13 protein-coding genes are annotated in these 16,454 nt (G+C 51.1%); 11 read left to right on the top strand and 2 right to left on the bottom strand.

Annotated features, from left to right (window positions below; all coding sequences use genetic code 11):
- The first annotated feature begins 3 nt into the window (after positions 1-3).
- Entirely contained in the window at positions 4-282 is a 279-nt protein-coding gene (locus tag Q0W37_RS05075) for a hypothetical protein (RefSeq protein WP_297699379.1), read from the top strand.
- Between the two features lie 83 nt (positions 283-365).
- Here the strand turns inward: Q0W37_RS05075 and Q0W37_RS05070 are convergent, their stop codons facing one another.
- Positions 366-1,511, bottom strand: a complete 1,146-nt coding sequence (locus Q0W37_RS05070) for an ATP-binding protein (RefSeq protein WP_297699377.1) — start codon at positions 1,509-1,511, stop codon at positions 366-368.
- Between the two features lie 258 nt (positions 1,512-1,769).
- Here Q0W37_RS05070 and Q0W37_RS05065 point away from each other — a divergent pair, with 258 nt between their 5' ends.
- The 4 genes from Q0W37_RS05065 (at position 1,770) to Q0W37_RS05050 (ending at position 4,996) form a co-directional block, all read left to right on the top strand.
- Positions 1,770-4,244 (top strand): MBG domain-containing protein, encoded by a 2,475-nt coding sequence (locus tag Q0W37_RS05065; RefSeq protein ID WP_297699375.1) that lies wholly within the window; start codon positions 1,770-1,772, stop codon positions 4,242-4,244.
- Between the two features lie 132 nt (positions 4,245-4,376).
- Positions 4,377-4,703 carry a hypothetical protein gene (locus Q0W37_RS05060; RefSeq protein ID WP_297699373.1) on the top strand — a complete coding sequence of 109 codons (327 nt, stop codon included), beginning with the start codon at positions 4,377-4,379 and terminating at the stop codon, positions 4,701-4,703.
- 13 nt (positions 4,704-4,716) lie between these two features.
- Positions 4,717-4,863, top strand: coding sequence for a hypothetical protein (locus Q0W37_RS05055; protein WP_297699371.1), 147 nt, complete (start codon positions 4,717-4,719; stop codon positions 4,861-4,863).
- The gene (locus tag Q0W37_RS05050; RefSeq protein WP_297699369.1) at positions 4,856-4,996 is read left to right on the top strand and encodes a hypothetical protein; all 141 of its coding nucleotides are present in this window, start codon (positions 4,856-4,858) and stop codon (positions 4,994-4,996) included. The genes Q0W37_RS05055 and Q0W37_RS05050 overlap by 8 nt, the downstream gene beginning before the upstream one ends.
- Positions 4,997-5,107: 111 nt before the next feature.
- Here Q0W37_RS05050 and Q0W37_RS05045 read toward each other — a convergent pair whose 3' ends face one another.
- Positions 5,108-7,429, bottom strand: coding sequence for an ATP-dependent helicase (locus Q0W37_RS05045; protein ID WP_297699367.1), 2,322 nt, complete (start codon positions 7,427-7,429; stop codon positions 5,108-5,110).
- An 80-nt stretch (positions 7,430-7,509) separates the two neighbouring features.
- Here Q0W37_RS05045 and Q0W37_RS05040 point away from each other — a divergent pair, with 80 nt between their 5' ends.
- The 6 genes from Q0W37_RS05040 to Q0W37_RS05015 all read left to right on the top strand — a co-directional run bounded on the left by Q0W37_RS05040 (position 7,510) and on the right by Q0W37_RS05015 (position 16,289).
- Positions 7,510-8,571: an ABC transporter permease gene (locus tag Q0W37_RS05040; protein ID WP_297699364.1), complete on the top strand. Its 1,062-nt coding sequence runs from the start codon at positions 7,510-7,512 to the stop codon at positions 8,569-8,571.
- A gap of 7 nt (positions 8,572-8,578) precedes the next feature.
- A complete protein-coding gene (locus Q0W37_RS05035; RefSeq protein WP_297699362.1) occupies positions 8,579-9,364 on the top strand; it encodes an ABC transporter ATP-binding protein in 786 nt (261 codons plus the stop codon).
- Between the two features lie 12 nt (positions 9,365-9,376).
- Entirely contained in the window at positions 9,377-10,324 is a 948-nt protein-coding gene (locus tag Q0W37_RS05030; protein ID WP_297699360.1) for an MlaD family protein, read from the top strand.
- 160 nt (positions 10,325-10,484) lie between these two features.
- On the top strand, positions 10,485-11,090 hold the full coding sequence (locus tag Q0W37_RS05025) for an ABC-type transport auxiliary lipoprotein family protein (protein WP_297699358.1): 606 nt from the start codon (positions 10,485-10,487) through the stop codon (positions 11,088-11,090).
- A 41-nt stretch (positions 11,091-11,131) separates the two neighbouring features.
- Positions 11,132-12,784, top strand: a complete 1,653-nt coding sequence (locus Q0W37_RS05020; RefSeq protein WP_297699357.1) for a sodium:calcium symporter — start codon at positions 11,132-11,134, stop codon at positions 12,782-12,784.
- A gap of 115 nt (positions 12,785-12,899) precedes the next feature.
- Positions 12,900-16,289 carry an MFS transporter gene (locus Q0W37_RS05015; protein WP_297699355.1) on the top strand — a complete coding sequence of 1,130 codons (3,390 nt, stop codon included), beginning with the start codon at positions 12,900-12,902 and terminating at the stop codon, positions 16,287-16,289.
- Positions 16,290-16,454 lie beyond the last annotated feature (165 nt).

The raw sequence follows: 16,454 nt of genomic DNA, 5'->3' as shown, positions 1-16,454 counted from the left end.
GTTGTGGAGATACTTGCCCTTCACGACAGGCTTACCATTAAGCACGCGGCCCTGCAAATCAAACCAGCGACCTGCCGAGCGGCTGTTCAAGCGAATTTTGAGCTATACAAAAAAATTGGAGGGCAGATTCAAACAAATCAGGTTAATGTAGGGGATGTTCAAGGTTTAATAAGTTTAGAAAAACAATTTTGTGGGCGAACATATTTTTCAAAACCCGTTGGGGGAAAAAAGCCTGATTGGGAAGAAAAAAAAGATGGAAAAGTGGCTTTAATAAAAGAATAAACTACATATGAGCATCTATTTCGCAACATTTCAATTTCTAATCCTTTACGAAAGTGGCTAAAAAAGTGATATTTCGTAAGGATTCAGAATATACCGTTCCCCACCCATTCCCCAAAATTCTCCGGCGTAATGGTTTCCACCTCTGCATCAGGGTATCGGTTGGTAAACGCTTTGGTGACGCGGCTTTTCTTTTTGGGGTTCCACTTGAATTCGAACGCCTTGATTTTTGAGCCGCAGACTTCGAGGTAATCGACTTCTATCTGGTCGGTTGTCCGCCAAAAATAAGGGAGCCCATCTGCACGGCCGTAGGCGTTCCTTTTCATGCGTTCACTGATGGCGTAGTTTTCCCAAAGTGCCCCGATATCGTTCCTTTGCGGCACGGGCGTAAAATCGTTCAGTACGGCATTGCGGATTCCGTTATCCCAGAAGTAATACTTTACGCCTTTCTTGATTTCGTTGCGCAAGTTGTTCGAATACGATGTCAGCGGGAAAATGATAAACGCCTGCTCCAATATTTTCAGATATGATTCCACAAGTGTTCGCGATACACCGATGAGTCCGGCTAATTCGTTATAAGAGACTTCGCTGCCCACCTGCAGGGCCACCGCTCGCAGCAATTTTTCAAGCACCGCTGGTTTTCGAATTCCTTCGTACTGCATCAAATCACGATACAGGTAGCTGTCCGCAAGCATCTTGAGCGTTTCTTTGACACCATCCTCGTTTGTCACGACTTCGGGATAGCTCCCGTAAATAAGGCGCAGCTCCAATTTTTTCGATTCTTCCAAAAATCCAAAGTGCTTAGCAAGTTCCGCATAACTCAACGGAAACAACCTGTATTCAAATTTGCGCCCAGTCAAGGGTTCTTCCACGGAATTTGCCAAGGTGAACGAACTTGACCCGGTAATCACCACTTGAACATCGTCGCGGGAATCTACAAGCAACTTTACCGCACGCCCCAGGTTCTGAATCTTTTGACCTTCGTCGATAAAAACAACCTTCTTTTCGCCCATCAACTGAGTCCAGCGACTGGCCGTCACCGTATCAAAATAATGGACATCCAAATCATCGTCGCCATTCAAAAATACGGGCGAAACAGCCATTTCTCGCAGCAGTTCCTTGATAAGGGTCGTCTTGCCGCTCTGCCTCGGACCGTAAACAACGATAACCTTACCCTTAAAAAACTTGCGGGAAACATCCTCTGCGATAATTCTTGAAATTTTGCCGTTCATGGTTTAAATATACTTCATTCTTGGCAAAAAGTCAATATTCTGCATTTACAAACACATAAAAACTAGATATTTTGCATTTACAAGTGCATAAACACGAAATATTGTCAAAAACATCGACTTTCTTGGTTATTTCGCTGACGAACTTGATGAATTTGACCGGATTACACCCCTATAATAATCTGTATGCAGTTTTTAACATTTGTAAAAAACAGTTACATTTTATCTATTTTTACGATATCATTTTTCGTTGGAGAGAATATGAAAAGTTTCAAATTTCTTGCGATGTTACTCTTTACCGCTCTTGTATCAAGTGCATGGGCAACAAACAAGACTCTTTCCGGCAGCGAGAGCTATGAGGCACAGAACGGTGACGTGCTGACAGGTTTGACATCAGGCACGGTGACGATTGCCAACGGAGCAAAGATTACGCTAAGCGATGTTACCATCAGCGGCGGCATCGTATGCTCTGGAACAGCGGAGATTACCCTCGTCGGCACGAACAGCGTGAGTGGAGCAACAAATATGGCGGGCATTCAGGTCGGCGGTTCAGGCACTACGCTCACCATCAAGGGCAACGGCTCGCTGACGGCAAACGGTGCTGATAATTCCGCAGGCATCGGTCTGAGCAGTGCGTGGGATGTTAACGCTACGGGTGGCGATATTGTCATCGAGGGCGGAAACATCACGGCAACCGGCAATGGCATGGGAGCTGGTATCGGTACGGGCTTAAGTTTTGGTGATGATGCTAATCATACGGCTACAATCGGAAACATCACCATCAAGGGCGGAACGGTAACCGCAATAGGAGGAACAAATCAATACTTTCCAGGCAGCGGTATCGGAAAAGGTGGTGCTTATTCCTATGGCAACACTGTTGTCGGTATGGTGACAATCACCACAGGCATCGACCTCGTGGAGGCATCGAGCATCAGCCAGAGCGTAACATACAAACACGGTGAGACTGATGTGACCTCAATCGCCAGCGACTACTTTACTATCAACGAGGACGGCAACCGCCGTGTTATCGTACCGAAAGACGATACCGACTACACCATCACCATTGCGGACGGTATCGAGCACGGTACGTTGACGGGTGCTACTACGGCTAAGTATATGGAAATGGTGACGATAACCACCACGCCTGATTTTGGATACAGGTTAAGCCGCCTTGTTGTAAAGGATGCTGAAAACAATGATGTTTCATCAACTAGTAATACTTTCCTGATGCCCAAGGGCAATGTGACAGTTAGTGCAGTGTTTGAACAAGGTACTCACGGCACAACAGAGTTCGAGTGGAGGTTTTTAACAGATGGTCCGTACAGCGAAGTCGTAGAAACCATATACGACGGCTTGACCACTGTAAATCTTCAGCAGGGTTGGTCGTGTCAGATTCGGAAATATGCAGTAAACAGCTACAGCAAATTCTTTTTAGACAACAACACATACCAAGCGAACATCCCCTATTCCGGTGGCACAGGGGCATTCTATGAATCGGGGATGAATACAAAATTCAGCCTTGAAAGTGTGGCCCCGGCAGGCTACTACGACATCACGATGACCGATGCCGGCAACGGCAGGTGGAATGTATCTATTCTGAAAACCGCCGGTCAGATAGATGTCGTGCCCGACCAGACCTACACAGGCAGCGAAATCACCCCCGAGCCGCTCGTCATAGCCGGCTCGCTCAACCTCACCAAAGGCACGGACTATGTATATTCTTACATGAATAATACGAATGCTGGCACGGCGACCGTAAGAGCCACCTTCCAAGGCGACTATTCATCGCTGGGCTATGTGGAGAAGACATTTAGAATTATTAAACTCCTCACTCATTCAGATATCACTATCGCCACCATCCCCGACCAGACTTACTCTGGTTCTGAGATTTGTCCCGAAATTTCCGTGAAAGACGGCGAAACAACGCTCATCCTTGGTACCGATTATACGGTCGAATGTGCTGACAACGTATCGGCCGGAACCGCCAACATGACCATCACCGGCATGGGCGACTACCCCGGCTCCATTTCGAAGACTTTTGAAATTACCAAGGCTCCCTTGACAATCACCGCCAAGGACAAAACCATTGTCTACGGTGATGAGCCTGCGAATGACGGTGTTGAATACAACGGCTTCTTGGGCTCGGATGATGCATCTGTTTTGGGCGGAACACTGACTTATGGATACAACTACAAGAAGGGGAACAAGACTGGCGAATATACCATTACGCCGGGCGGTTTGACTGCGGATAATTACGAAATCAATTTCGTAAGTGGAACGCTAACCGTTGAAACTAAGAAAACCACTTTCGCTGCAATCCAAGTTTTCGAAGACGAAAACGGCAAGCGAGCCGAAATCAACGGCGAGTACAAGGGCGAAGGTACTGTAAATATCCCCAAAGACATCGAGAACGTTTCGGTTGAATTCAATCGTACGTTCACAGTGGACAAGTATTCCACCATTGTGCTCCCGTTTGGAATTGCAGCGGGTTCAGTTGAAGGTGCCGTTTTTTACAAGATTCATGACATTGATGTCAAAATTGTTGGCAACGACACCATTTGGGGCCTCGTCCATATTGCCAAGGTTACTGACAAAATTGAGGCAAATACGCCCTACCTGCTGCAACCCACTGCCACGAAGCTCACCTTCAAAGAACCAGTCACTCTCAATACTAGCGAAAAGCATCCCTACGGTTTCAAAAAGGAAGGTGTTCAGTGGGAGTTCCGCGGCACGTAGCACTACTTCGACTTCGCCAATGACTCCACACACCTAATCGGAAAGTCTTACGACTTTGTCGCCAAGGACCAGGCCGACGGTCTCAAGGTAGGACAGTTCAGGTGGACGAGCTCCAAGTCCTACATCCTGCCTATGCGAGGTTATCTCGTTTACAGGCCGGTTGAAAATGGCGATGAAAACGACGGAGACTCCCAGAAGAATGCCCCGATGCCGCAATACGAATCGCGAAGTTTCTCGGCGCCGAGTGTGAGCTCCATTCCCGAGGCTCTCGATGTCGAAATCGTGGACAAGGACGGCAGCACGACTGTCATCGGTAAGATCAACACCCGTACGGGCGAAATCCGCTTGAACAGCCGCTCGGTTGACCGTTGGTTTGACTTGCAGGGCCGCGTACTCAATGGCAAGCCCAGCGTGAAGGGACGCTATCTGCACAACGGTAAAATAGAGATTGTTAAGTAGTAGGAGAATGCGAATGAATAACGAACAAAATAAGAAACCCTACACTGTCCCGACCATCGAGGTCATCGAAATTCAATATCGGCCTAGCCTTCTCGAATGTAGCGGAGGCTGCATGGAAGAAATGGGTCAGGCTGACAGCCCCAAGGATTTCTATGCATAACACGGAAACGGTAAGGCAAAAGAAGGAGTATTCCACTCCCGCAGTCAAGATTATTGCGCTGAAGCAAACCGCGAGCCTGCTGGAATCAAGCCCTTGCGTGTTCCCTGCGTGCATGGAAGTGGAAAAGGACTAGCGACAGGCTAGATAATTACCAAATGTAACAAAGAACCCTGGCAACGGGGTTCTTTCTTGCATCATTGAAGTCGGAATGGCTGATGTTGACAAGCCGGACAAAATGTAAAAGTTAGGACAATTCTTCCATCACCCGCTTAAGCGGGAAGTCGAACTGGATGGCACGCGGGGTTTCAATCTTGTCGAATTTAATCTGGTAGCAGAGGGCCTGTTCGTCGACCTTGGCGACGCTCCCGAAGCCCATAATGCGGTGGAAAACGCGGTCGCCCACGGTAAATTCCGCGACAGGGGCCTTTTTCACGAGGCCTAGAGTTTCGTCGCTGAAAAGTTCGCGGTTGCGGTCGGATTCGGCGATGTAGGCGCGAGCCTCCTGTAGCAATTTCTCGGAAACGCCGCGAACCACGTGGAGATCAGTCATGTCCATTTCGAGCAGGAACCGCGACGGGTACCGGCTCGATTCTTCGCCGACTCCATCTTCGGCATCACTCAGGAACAGCACATTTTCGGCGCGAGTGAGCGCCACATACGCAAGGCGGCGTTCCTCTTCGAGTTGCATCTTATTCTCGATGCGCTTGATCGGGAAAAAGCCCTCGTTCATTCCACAAACGAACACGTAGGGGAATTCCAGCCCCTTGGAATTGTGGATTGTCATCAGCTGCACACGGTCACGGTCGCCGTCGTTCTCGTCGGCATTCGTAAACAGCACAATGTTCTGCAAGAACTCGTCGAGCGTCGCATCTTCTTCGAGCAGATTCTCGAATTCGAGCAATCCCTGCTTGAGTTCCGCGAGGTTGTCGAGGCGGTTTTCGTCGCCATCGAGGCGCAGCATTTCTTCGTAACGGGATTCGCGCATCAGTCGCGTAAACACCTCGGTAATGGGCATGTCGCGGTACTTGAAACGGAACTTTTCAATGAGCGACACATACTCCCCCACCTTGCTTTTTGCGAGGAACGCCTTGCACTGCTCCGCACTCAGCGCAAAGGGTTTCGCAACCGCCGCATCCTTCGCCTGGGCAAGCGGCAAAGCTCCCGCCACAGAACATATCTGCAGCAAGGTTTCATACAGAGACATTCCCTGTTCATCGGCCAAGGCCGCGAGCGCAGCCACCTTTTTCGGACCGAACTGCCGCTTAGGCGTATTCACCGTACGCAAGAAAGCCATATCGTCGCCGTACACCAGCATGCGCAAGTAGCAAATGGCATCCTTGATTTCTGCCCGCTGGTAAAAGCCCACGCCGCTATAGACCTTGTACGGGATATCGGCTGTCATCAGCGCCTCTTCGACAGAGCGCGACTGCGCGTGCATGCGGTAAAGCACAGCAATATCCTTTTTCGCGACCCCGTTCGCAATCGCTTCCTCGATGTTCTCGACAATCCACGAAGCCTCTTCGCGGGTATTTTTCGCGTGGCAGAACACGGGCGTCTTTCCGCCGCTACGCATGGGGCGCAGCACCTTCTCGATACGGAACTCGTTGTTCCTGATAACCGCATCGGGGAGTTTCAAGATGCTCGGCGTACTGCGGTAATTGTTCTGCAAAAGGATCGTTTTCGCGTCCTTATGCACCTTGTCAAATTCCAAGATGCGGTTCACATCGGCACCGCGCCAGCCGTAAATCGTCTGGTCAGGGTCCCCCACCACGAACAAATTATGGTGGTAGCTCGAAAGGAGTTCGGCGAGCTGGTACTGCTGCAGGTCAATGTCCTGGAACTCATCGACCATCACGTACATCATGCGCTCGCTCCATTTCTTGAGCTTTTCGGGATAATGCTGTAAAATGTACAGGGTCACCAGAATCAGGTCGTCAAAATCGAGCGCAAAATTCTTTTTCTGCTCGTAAAGGTAGCGATAATAGACCTTGTGCCACTTGTCAGGAGCGTTCTCCACCATTTTGAGCAGGTCATCGTTTGCCGAAGCCGAATCATGCCCCGCAAACCATTCCACATACGAAATATCATTCGCCTTGCGCCCACCGATAAAGTCGATGGCACTACTGATGCGCAAATCCTTAAGCGAATAGCCGAGTTCAACGTAGGCCTTTTTCACCAGCGACTTCTGGTCTTCTTCGTCGAGCACCAGAAATTCCTTGGGAAACTGGAGCACATGAATATCTTCGCGCAAAAGCCGCACGCAAAAACTGTGGAAAGTCGAAATGTAGCCCGAATCGTCGCCCTTCAGCATGGTGCGGATTCGCTTTTTCATCTCGAAGGCGGCCTTATTCGAAAAAGTCGCACACAAGATGTTCGACGGCGAAATTCCCAGTTCCTTGGCCAGGTACAGGTAACGGTGCGTAAGCGTCCGAGTCTTGCCGGAACCCGCCCCCGCAATCACGCGAATATAGCCTTCAGTAGTCTCTACAGCGAGCCTCTGTTCATTATCGAGGCCGTCGGTAATCGCCGAAACCGGCCCATTAGTCAAGTCAATTTCACCCATCATTATCTATTTATCGCTGTTCATCCTAAAATTATAAAATCCGCAATGTAATTTTTTTCTTATTTTTCTAAATTTACACCTATATGGAAAGAAAGACCATCACACTTCCCGAAAAACTGACTGCGGCCAACAGCAAAAATTTGCTGTACGATTGCATAAAGCAGCTCAACGCAGGCGAACTTTGCGTAGATGGTTCTAACTTGACCTACATGGACTACAGCGGAGACGCCTTTTTCGCACTTCTTGCAGAAACTAGCGAAAAGACCGGGAACAAGCTTACGCTCGCCCACTTTAACAATGATATCAAGACGCACCTGCAACACCTTAAAAAGCAGAAAGTCCCCGTAAAAGTCAAAGTCAAGAAAAACTTCCTCGAAGACCTTGGAGAAAAGACAATTGTTGCGGCAGTCAGTGTCGCAAAGATTTTCATTCTCTTGAACACATGCGTCTACTGGACCATTTACGGACGTTTTGACAAGGCGAAAAGCAAGTTCGGCGGTAACGCAAAGCAAATTTACCGCCTTGGCGCCGAAGCCATGGGCATCTGCTTTTTGATGGTGGGTCTTATCTGCTTTACCATGGCACTCCAGAGCTCCTTTATGCTTAAGGCTGTCGGTGGCGGTTCCTACCTCGCCTCGGGACTGGGATATCTCATCTTCGCAGAAATCAGCCCCCTTCTCACGACCATTATCTTGGCAGGGCGCTCGGGCAGCTCTATCGCCGCGGAAATTGCGAACATGTCCGTCTGCGAAGAGATCAAGGCCATCAAGACCATGGCCATTTCGCCGGTACAATACCTGGTAGTTCCGCGTTTTGTCGCCATGACTATCTGCACACCGATTCTTTCGTTCTGTTCTGCCATCGCCGGTTGCCTCGCCGGTTTCGTTATCGCATTTTTCTTCTTCGACATCACGTTCATGAACTACATGCAAGAAATTCGCGAAGGCATTCCGCCCCTACTGTTCCTAAAAAGCACGATCAAGTCCATCGTATTCGGTTGGCTTGTCACGCTGATTGCATGCAATAGGGGGATGAACGCGACCGGTGGCGCCGAAGCAGTCGGCCAAGCGACAACTTCTAGCGTCGTCATTTCGATTTCCAGCATCATTGTCGCCGACTGCGCGTTCAGTTTCGCATTCTACTAGGAGAAACATGGAAGACATTACACTCAAAGTAGATCACCTAAAAGCCGGTTACAAGGGAAAGACTGTCCTGCACGATATTTCCTTCGACGTTAGAAGGGGCGAAATTCGCATGATTCTTGGAAGTTCGGGCTGTGGCAAGTCAACCCTCATGAACAACATCCTCAAGCTTTACAAGGCCGAAAGCGGAACCATCACCTACTTCGGGAAAACTTTCCCTGCCAAGAGTGGACTTGACTACACCACCCGTATGCGTACCGGAGTCCTGTTCCAGAACGGCGCTCTCCTTTCGGACCTGACCGTTGCCGAAAACGCAATGCTTCCGCTTATCCGCAGTATGCCCTACATGCCCAAGAGCCAGATGGAAGCCATTGTCGCAGACAGACTCGAAAAGGTCCACCTGCTACATGCGTTCCACAAGTACCCGTCGGAACTTTCGGGCGGTATGCAAAGACGAGCGGCCCTCGCCCGCGCAATTGCCTTAAAGCCAGAACTCCTGTTCTGCGACGAACCCTCAACCGGCCTTGACCCGTTGACCGCCCGCTCGCTAGACGAACTTCTGCTAGAACTTCGCGATACGCTGGGCATTTCGATGGTTATCGTAAGCCACGAACTCGAAAGCATCAAGATTATCTGCGACCGTTTCATTTACCTTGAAAACGGCTACGTGTATATGGACGGGACTCTCAAGCAAGGTCTGGAAAGCGAAGACCCCATTTTGAAGACTTTCTTTAACAGAGAATGTCCCAAAGAGCCTGACAACAACGAATATTACCACTTTGACTTTATCGACTGATTCGGAGTAACTATGGAAACCACACGAAGAGAGCGCATCAGAATCGGCGCATTCATGCTTTTTTGCGGGGTTCTCATCCTTGTATTTCTGGGCTACGTGCTTTCGAGCTACCTGACACGGGAGTACGACAACTACTATACCATTTTCAACAAGTCGGTCATCGGCCTATATGGCGAAGCGCATGTGATGCTGAACGGCATCAAGGTCGGTAGCGTAACAGACATACACATCGACTCTACAAACCTGAACCAGGTCGTCGTGCGTTTCCGTGTCGACAAGGGAACCCCCATCAAGAGGGGAACACGCGCAGGCATGACTCACGGGATTTCCCTGACGGGTGAAAAGCAGATTGTTCTTTCGGGCGGGAAGTTCGACGAACCCGATGTTCCGGAAGGCGGCTTTATACCAGCAGAAGAATCTTCGCTTGACGGAATCGCCTCGCAGGCAAGCTCCATCGTAGGACATGTCGACTCCTTGGTCACCAACCTGAACCATGTATTCTCGGCAGAAAATACCGAAAACATCAGCAACGCCATCAAAAACTTTGAAGGCGCAACTGAAAACCTGAACAAGCTGACCCTGCGGCTGAACAAGATGTCGCAGGACCTCTACACACCCATAAACAACATTTCTAGCGCGGCTTCTTCGATGAAAAACGTTCTTGCCGAAATCGAAGATGCGAAAATCGCCTCCAAGGCGGGCGAAAACCTCGACATTCTCAAGGAAAAGCTCGACGCAATCGACACGAAGGCGATGAACGAGAACCTTACGCAAGCGATGGAATCTGTCAACCAGCTCACGCAGCGGCTCGACCAGGTGGTTTACAAGAACCAGGATCAGGTCGGGGATGCCGTCGTGGAACTCAACGCCGTACTTGAAAACCTCGAAGAATTTACACAGAAAATCAAGAACAATCCGTCGGTACTGATTCGTTCAGAAAACAAGAGCCGGAGGAAGTAGTTTTTTGAAAAAAAGAAGAAAAAACAATTATGATAAATAAGTTTAATGCATCTAGCGGGGAGGGGGCCCGCGCTCATAGTTGCGAAGGCCGCCAGCCCCACTCCCCTGCACCCCTCCCCCGCCCGGCCACGCTTTCATTTTTTGACGAAAGGATTGTATAATGAATTATAGATCCATTTTTCTCGCATCAATTTTATGCTGTTTCGCACTATCTCTCACGGCATGCCTCGGCGGCGGTGATACGGAGCCCACGCGCTACTACACCCTCGCGGTCGAAAACGTTCAGATGCCGTCATCCGGCACTTTCAAGGACAAGCGCCTGCAAGTGCGCAAGTTCACCATCGAGCCCGCCTACCAGCGTGCAAACATCGTCTACCGCGAATCCGCCTACGACTTCATGTTCTACGACCTGGACCTGTGGGCTAGCCGCCCCGAACAGATGATGACTCAAGTCGCAAGCGAGTACCTGAACAAGAGCGAACTGTTCAAATCCGTCGAGACCAAACCTAACGGCAAGCCCGACTATGAGTTCCTCGGAAACATTGTCGCTATCGAAGAAGTGGACGAAGGCAGCAGCCAATATGCCCACCTCGCCCTCCAGCTGACCTTCAAGAGCACGAATAGCGAAGAAGCCCTTTGGGAAAAGATATTCGACCAAAAAATGAGCATGAACGACCGTGAACCGAGAACTACGGCAGAAAACATCTCCAAACTTTTCGGCAAATATATGGAAGAGGCTCTCAAGGGAATTGCATCCAAGAACTAAATGCTAAATTTTCCCCCGCAAATTTTTAAAGGAATAAGAAAATGAAAAACTCTAGAGACAACTGGGGTTCGAAACTTGGCGTTATCCTTGCAGTCGCAGGTTCCGCCGTCGGACTTGGCAACTTTTTGCGTTTTCCGGTACAGGCAGCCACAAACGGTGGCGGCGCATTCATTATTCCATACCTCATCGCCTTCCTGCTCCTGGGCATTCCTCTTTCTTGGATGGAATGGACTCTGGGTCGCGCAGCCGGCAATAAGCACCACGGCACCGCTCCGGGTGGATTCCACTATATTCTGAACAAAAAGCCCTGGGCAAAGCACCTCGGTTCGCTCGGTCTTCTCCCGCCCCTGTTCATCAGCTTCTATTACATCTTTATCCAGTCCTGGATTCTGGCGTTTACCTACTACTCCGCCACGGGCAAACTGATGGAAGTCGTCGCCGGCGGTTACGAACCGATGAAGGAATTCTTCGGCAACTACATCATGCTGAACACCAAGATTGGCCCGGTTCCGGCAGCCATCCTCTTCTTCTTGCTCACCTTCGCCTGCAACATGGGACTCCTTTCGTTCGGCGTGCGCAAGGGCATCGAGCGCGTGAACAAGATTACCATGCCGATTCTCTTGATCATGGGCATTATCCTCGTGGTGCGCGTACTTACGATTACCGACATCGGTAAGGGTCTTGCCTTCGTGTGGAACCCGAACCTTTCCGAAATTCTTAACCCCGCCGTTTGGCTTGCCGCCTCCGGCCAGGTGTTCTTTACCATGAGCCTCGGTATGGGCATCGTCTTCTGCTACGCAAGCTACCTGAAGCCCAAGGAAGACCTGGTGCTTTCGTCTTTGACTGCGGGCGCCACCAACGGCTTTGCCGAAATCATTCTTGGTGGTACCATCGTGATTCCGATGGCCGTACTCATTGCCGGCAACAACATTGAAGAATGTGCAAAACTCGGCACCTTCGGCCTCGGCTTCCAGACTATGCCGTTCGTGTTCGGCCAGCTGCCGTTCGGCGGATTCTTCCAGACGCTGTGGTTTGCAATGCTCTTTATCGCGGGCGTCACTAGCGCCATTTCGATTATCCAGCCGCTGATCAGTTTCTGCGAAGACGACCTGAAGTTTAGCCGCAAGGGCTCCATTACCGCCACCGGTACCGTGACCTTCTTGGGAGGCCTTGTGGGTATTTTCGGCCTTGCCGCAGGCGCGGTCGATGAGCTCGACTTCTGGGGCGGAAGCTTCTTGCTCGTGGTTCTCGGCACGATTCAGGCGTTCATTTTCTCGTTCGTACTCGGTCGCCGCAAATCCGACGTGATTGGCGAAGACGGCAAGCCGGAATGCGAAGCTTTCGCCTTGATGAACGACGGTGCCGCCTTGAAACTCCCCCGATTCTTTAGGCCGATCATTATGTACGTGTGCCCGATTTACCTGGCAGTCGTGCTGGTCGCCTGGATTATTCACGATGGCATGGGCGTACTTCTGTTAAGCAACGTTCCGGCCGACGCCAAGGTCACATTCCTCGGTAGCGAATTCTCGCAGATTGGCTTTACCTGGGGCGTTCGCGGATTCCTGCTCGCCCTCGTGGTGCTTTTGAACATTGCCATCTACTACGCCTGGAAAAAAAACGGCCCTGCCCGAAAAACCACCATTCTTCACAAGCAGAACATGACCGTCGGCGATTCCGACAATGAGGAGGCATAACATGGAATTTTCTACTAGCGGCCTGATTTTTATGGTGCTCTCGTGGGCAAGCATTATCGGGATGTGCACCTTCTGCTTTTACAAGGTGTTCAAGAAGAAATAGTTTTGAGGATTTATGAAACTGACCAAGTACCAGAGTTCCATTGCGTACCTGATTTTTGTTTTCTGTAGCATTTTTGTGCAAATGGGCCTGTTCGTCCACTTTCAGCGATGGCTCTCGTTCTCGTTCGAAGGGTCCGCCTTCTGGTGGCGCAGCATGCTGTTGCAAGTGGCCATTTTTGCGCCCAGCATCTTTATGATCCCTGCTGCGAGCTACTTTGCAGGCCGTTTTCACAAGGGCCGCGTCATGGCATGGTGCTCTGTGGGGATGCTTGCCTCGGTGATTGCCGTTGTTGTCTGCTACGTGGCTGGCGCCGAATGGGTCGCCTACGGTCTCCTTGGCCTGTATGGAATTTTCCTTGCCGTGCTCAGCCCGGCCAAGCTCGGCATCATGAAAGAGATGGTCGAAAGCGAAGACCTCGTGAAGGTGAACTCCTGGTACATGGCGCTTTCAGTACTCGGTACCGCTGCAGCAGCCTTCTTTGCCATGGGACTCTCGGGTCGACCCGACGCCCCCGTAAGCATTGACCTTACCCTATGGATTTATCTAGGCCTAAGCGTCGTGACAACCATTGCAGGCTTTTGCATCAAGGTCGGTGAAAGGCACGACAACCTCAAGATGCGTTCGCCCATGCGTAATTTTTCGGCCACCTGGAGCCATCCGATTATACGCCTTTCAATTCTTGGTCTTGCCGCCTTTTGGGGAGTCACGCAGATTTTCTTGATTCTTATCCAGAACATGACTGACATGCTGAACACCGCCGTCATTCCCGTTTCGATGTTCATCGTAACTATCGGCTATGTCATTGGAGCGTTCTCGGCTAGCAAGGCATCGAAGGGCTTCGTCGAAACCGGCCTCATCCCGTTTGCTGCGGCAGCATCCGCCATCACCATGTTCGCCCTCCCGTTCGTGCATAACGCCTGGTTGCAGGCAATCCTTTACGGTATCATCGGCTGGAGCGCCGGCTGCGCATTCGTCATCTTGCGAACCGTCATTCAGAGCTACACCCGCCCCGATACGGCAGGCCGCATCCACGCTGTTGCAAACTGCATCCAGATGGCCGTTCTCGTACTCATCATGGGTGGTCAGACATTGCTCCTTATCTTTACGCCGATTACGCTCGACTACTGTTTCATGATTCTCGCGGTCATTCTTGCGATTTGCTTTATCGCAAACCTCAAGAACAACCCGATGGCCCTTTTGCGCGCAGCACTCCGTTTTGCATTCGCCTTCGTGTTCCGCTATCGCGTCAAGGTGATGGGCGTCCAGAACATTCCCGAAAGCGGTCCGGTACTTCTCGTGGGTCCGCACTTCAGCTTTATCGACTGGGCAGTTCTCCAGATTGCATCTCCTAGACCACTCCGCATTGCAAGCAACCGCAACACCTTTGCCGACTGGTACCAGCGCTGGCTTTTCCACGGCAAGTTCCTAATTAGCATCAACCGCCGCGACCCGGCACCCGCCATGGAAGAAATCCACAAGGCGCTCCTGAACGGAGAAGCGGTCGTCATCTTCCCCGAAGGCGAAGTCTCCAAGACCCCGTTCGTATCCACCTTCTCGCTCGACTACTCCAAGGCTATCGAAGGCACCGAAGCCCAGATCATTCCGTTCTACATCCAGGGGCTCTGGGGCAGCCGCTACAGCCACGCAAGCGAATGCGTGAACCGTCCGCAGTCCTTCAACCGCGTCATCAGCGTCGGTTTTTCGAAACCACTCCCGACAAGCGCCACCGAAAAGGATATCCGCCACGACCTCGAACTTCTGGACACCGACATCTGGAACGCCGCCATGGACTGTTCCGCTTCCATTGTTCCGCTGTGGTTCAAGGCCATGCGCAAGCGCCGTTCCCGCGTCATTTTGATTGACCCGGCAGGCAACCACGTGAACGGCTACGGCATGATTCGCCTGTGCCACTATTTCGGCAAAATCATCAAGTCTGCCGCTAAAAACGACTGCCACGTGGGCTTTATGCTCCCCACCAGCCGCGATGCGGCCCTTGGCATTATGTCGATTCTCGGCACCGGCAAGACGACGGTGAACCTGAACTACTCCGCCCCGGTCGACACGATTTTGGGCTGCATCGAAAAAGCCGACCTCACCACCGTCGTCACGACACACGCCTTCTTCGACAAGCTCTGCGGAAAGAACGCCGCCTTCGCACAAATCGCCGACAAGTGCCAGATGATTTACCTGGACGAAGAAGAAGCCAAGATGTCTACCATCTGCCGCTTTGTTTCGGCATTCATCATCCATTTCTGTCCGGCTGCGATTCTGCGCCGCTTGTGGTTTACTTCGGCAAACCTGAACGACGACGCCGTCATCCTCTTCAGTTCGGGGTCCGAAGGTACGCCGAAGGGTGTTGAACTCACCCACAAGAACGTGATTTCGAATGCCCAGCAAGGCGACCACATTATCAAGCTTCGTCGTACCGACGTAATGACATCGTTACTCCCGCTGTTCCATTCGTTCGGTTTTACCATGACTTATATGATGCCGCTTTTGGACGGTGTGCCTATGGTGCTCTGCCCTGATCCGACGGACATCAAGACGCTTGCCCGCGTGTGCGCCCAGTACAAGACCACCATCATGATGGGTACGCCCACATTCCTGCGCGCCATTGCCATTAACCGCTGGGTTCACCCCATGTGCTTGGATTCTCTGCGCTACATTATCGCAGGCGCCGAAAAGCTCCGCCCCGAAATGCGCGAGACCTTCAAGCTCAAGTTCGGCAAGGATGTTTACGAAGGCTATGGGTGCACCGAACTTACACCACTTGCAACCCTCAACGCCCCGAACGTACTGCTGGACGATTTCTTGACCATGGAAAAATGCAGCGATACCTCGAGCATCGGCATGTCGGTGCCGGGTTCTGTGTGCGCAATCATCGACCCCGAGACTAACGAATTCTTGGCCAACGGCGAAGAAGGCATGTTGGTGGTTACCGGGCCTCAGGTGATGAAAGGCTACCTCAAGGACAAGAAAAAGACCGACAACGTCGTCCTTGAAATCGATGGTCGCCGCTGGTACAAGACGGGTGACAAGTGCAAGATTACCCCGGATGGCTTTGTACAGATTCTCGGCCGCTACAGCCGCTTTGCCAAGCTCGGTGGCGAAATGATTTCTCTCACCGCCGTGGAGTTCCGCATTGCCGAATCCGGAATTATGGGAGAACACGAATTCGCCGTGACAGCCGTTCCCGATTCCGCGAAGGGCGAACGAATCGTCCTTTTGGTGAAGGACGGCGATCCCGAAGAAATTTCCCGTGCACTTCGCAAGTCGGGCATTCCGCCGCTTATGCAGCCGGGTGCCGTATTCAACGTCGATCAGATTCCAAAGCTCGGATCGGGCAAGTGGGACTTCAACGGAATGAAGAAACTCGCTCTGGAACTTATCGAAAAGAAATAAAAAAAGACTCGGCGCGTCCCCGAGAGAAAAGGACTACACCGAGTCTAAACACCCAAGTCCGATACCTTGCGACAACCCATCAACGTCGCGGGTAAAATCAAACCTGTATTTTGAAGATATATTCTTGTCTATCAAAAGACAAGTTTCTATATTGTAAAATTAGAC

This window comes from uncultured Fibrobacter sp., assembly GCF_947166265.1.
Classification (GTDB): domain Bacteria; phylum Fibrobacterota; class Fibrobacteria; order Fibrobacterales; family Fibrobacteraceae; genus Fibrobacter.
Note: the sequence above shows the minus strand (reverse complement) of the source record. Positions and strands in the feature narration are given on the sequence as shown.

Coding starts and splice junctions, on each gene's coding strand:
- Q0W37_RS05020 (WP_297699357.1), top strand. CDS start 11,132: ATGAAAAACTCTAGAGACAACTGGGGTTCGAAACTTGGCGTTATCCTT.
- Q0W37_RS05045 (WP_297699367.1), bottom strand. CDS start 7,429: ATGATGGGTGAAATTGACTTGACTAATGGGCCGGTTTCGGCGATTACC.
- Q0W37_RS05060 (WP_297699373.1), top strand. CDS start 4,377: ATGCGAGGTTATCTCGTTTACAGGCCGGTTGAAAATGGCGATGAAAAC.
- Q0W37_RS05035 (WP_297699362.1), top strand. CDS start 8,579: ATGGAAGACATTACACTCAAAGTAGATCACCTAAAAGCCGGTTACAAG.
- Q0W37_RS05055 (WP_297699371.1), top strand. CDS start 4,717: ATGAATAACGAACAAAATAAGAAACCCTACACTGTCCCGACCATCGAG.
- Q0W37_RS05025 (WP_297699358.1), top strand. CDS start 10,485: ATGAATTATAGATCCATTTTTCTCGCATCAATTTTATGCTGTTTCGCA.
- Q0W37_RS05040 (WP_297699364.1), top strand. CDS start 7,510: ATGGAAAGAAAGACCATCACACTTCCCGAAAAACTGACTGCGGCCAAC.
- Q0W37_RS05070 (WP_297699377.1), bottom strand. CDS start 1,511: ATGAACGGCAAAATTTCAAGAATTATCGCAGAGGATGTTTCCCGCAAG.
- Q0W37_RS05030 (WP_297699360.1), top strand. CDS start 9,377: ATGGAAACCACACGAAGAGAGCGCATCAGAATCGGCGCATTCATGCTT.
- Q0W37_RS05050 (WP_297699369.1), top strand. CDS start 4,856: ATGCATAACACGGAAACGGTAAGGCAAAAGAAGGAGTATTCCACTCCC.
- Q0W37_RS05015 (WP_297699355.1), top strand. CDS start 12,900: ATGAAACTGACCAAGTACCAGAGTTCCATTGCGTACCTGATTTTTGTT.
- Q0W37_RS05065 (WP_297699375.1), top strand. CDS start 1,770: ATGAAAAGTTTCAAATTTCTTGCGATGTTACTCTTTACCGCTCTTGTA.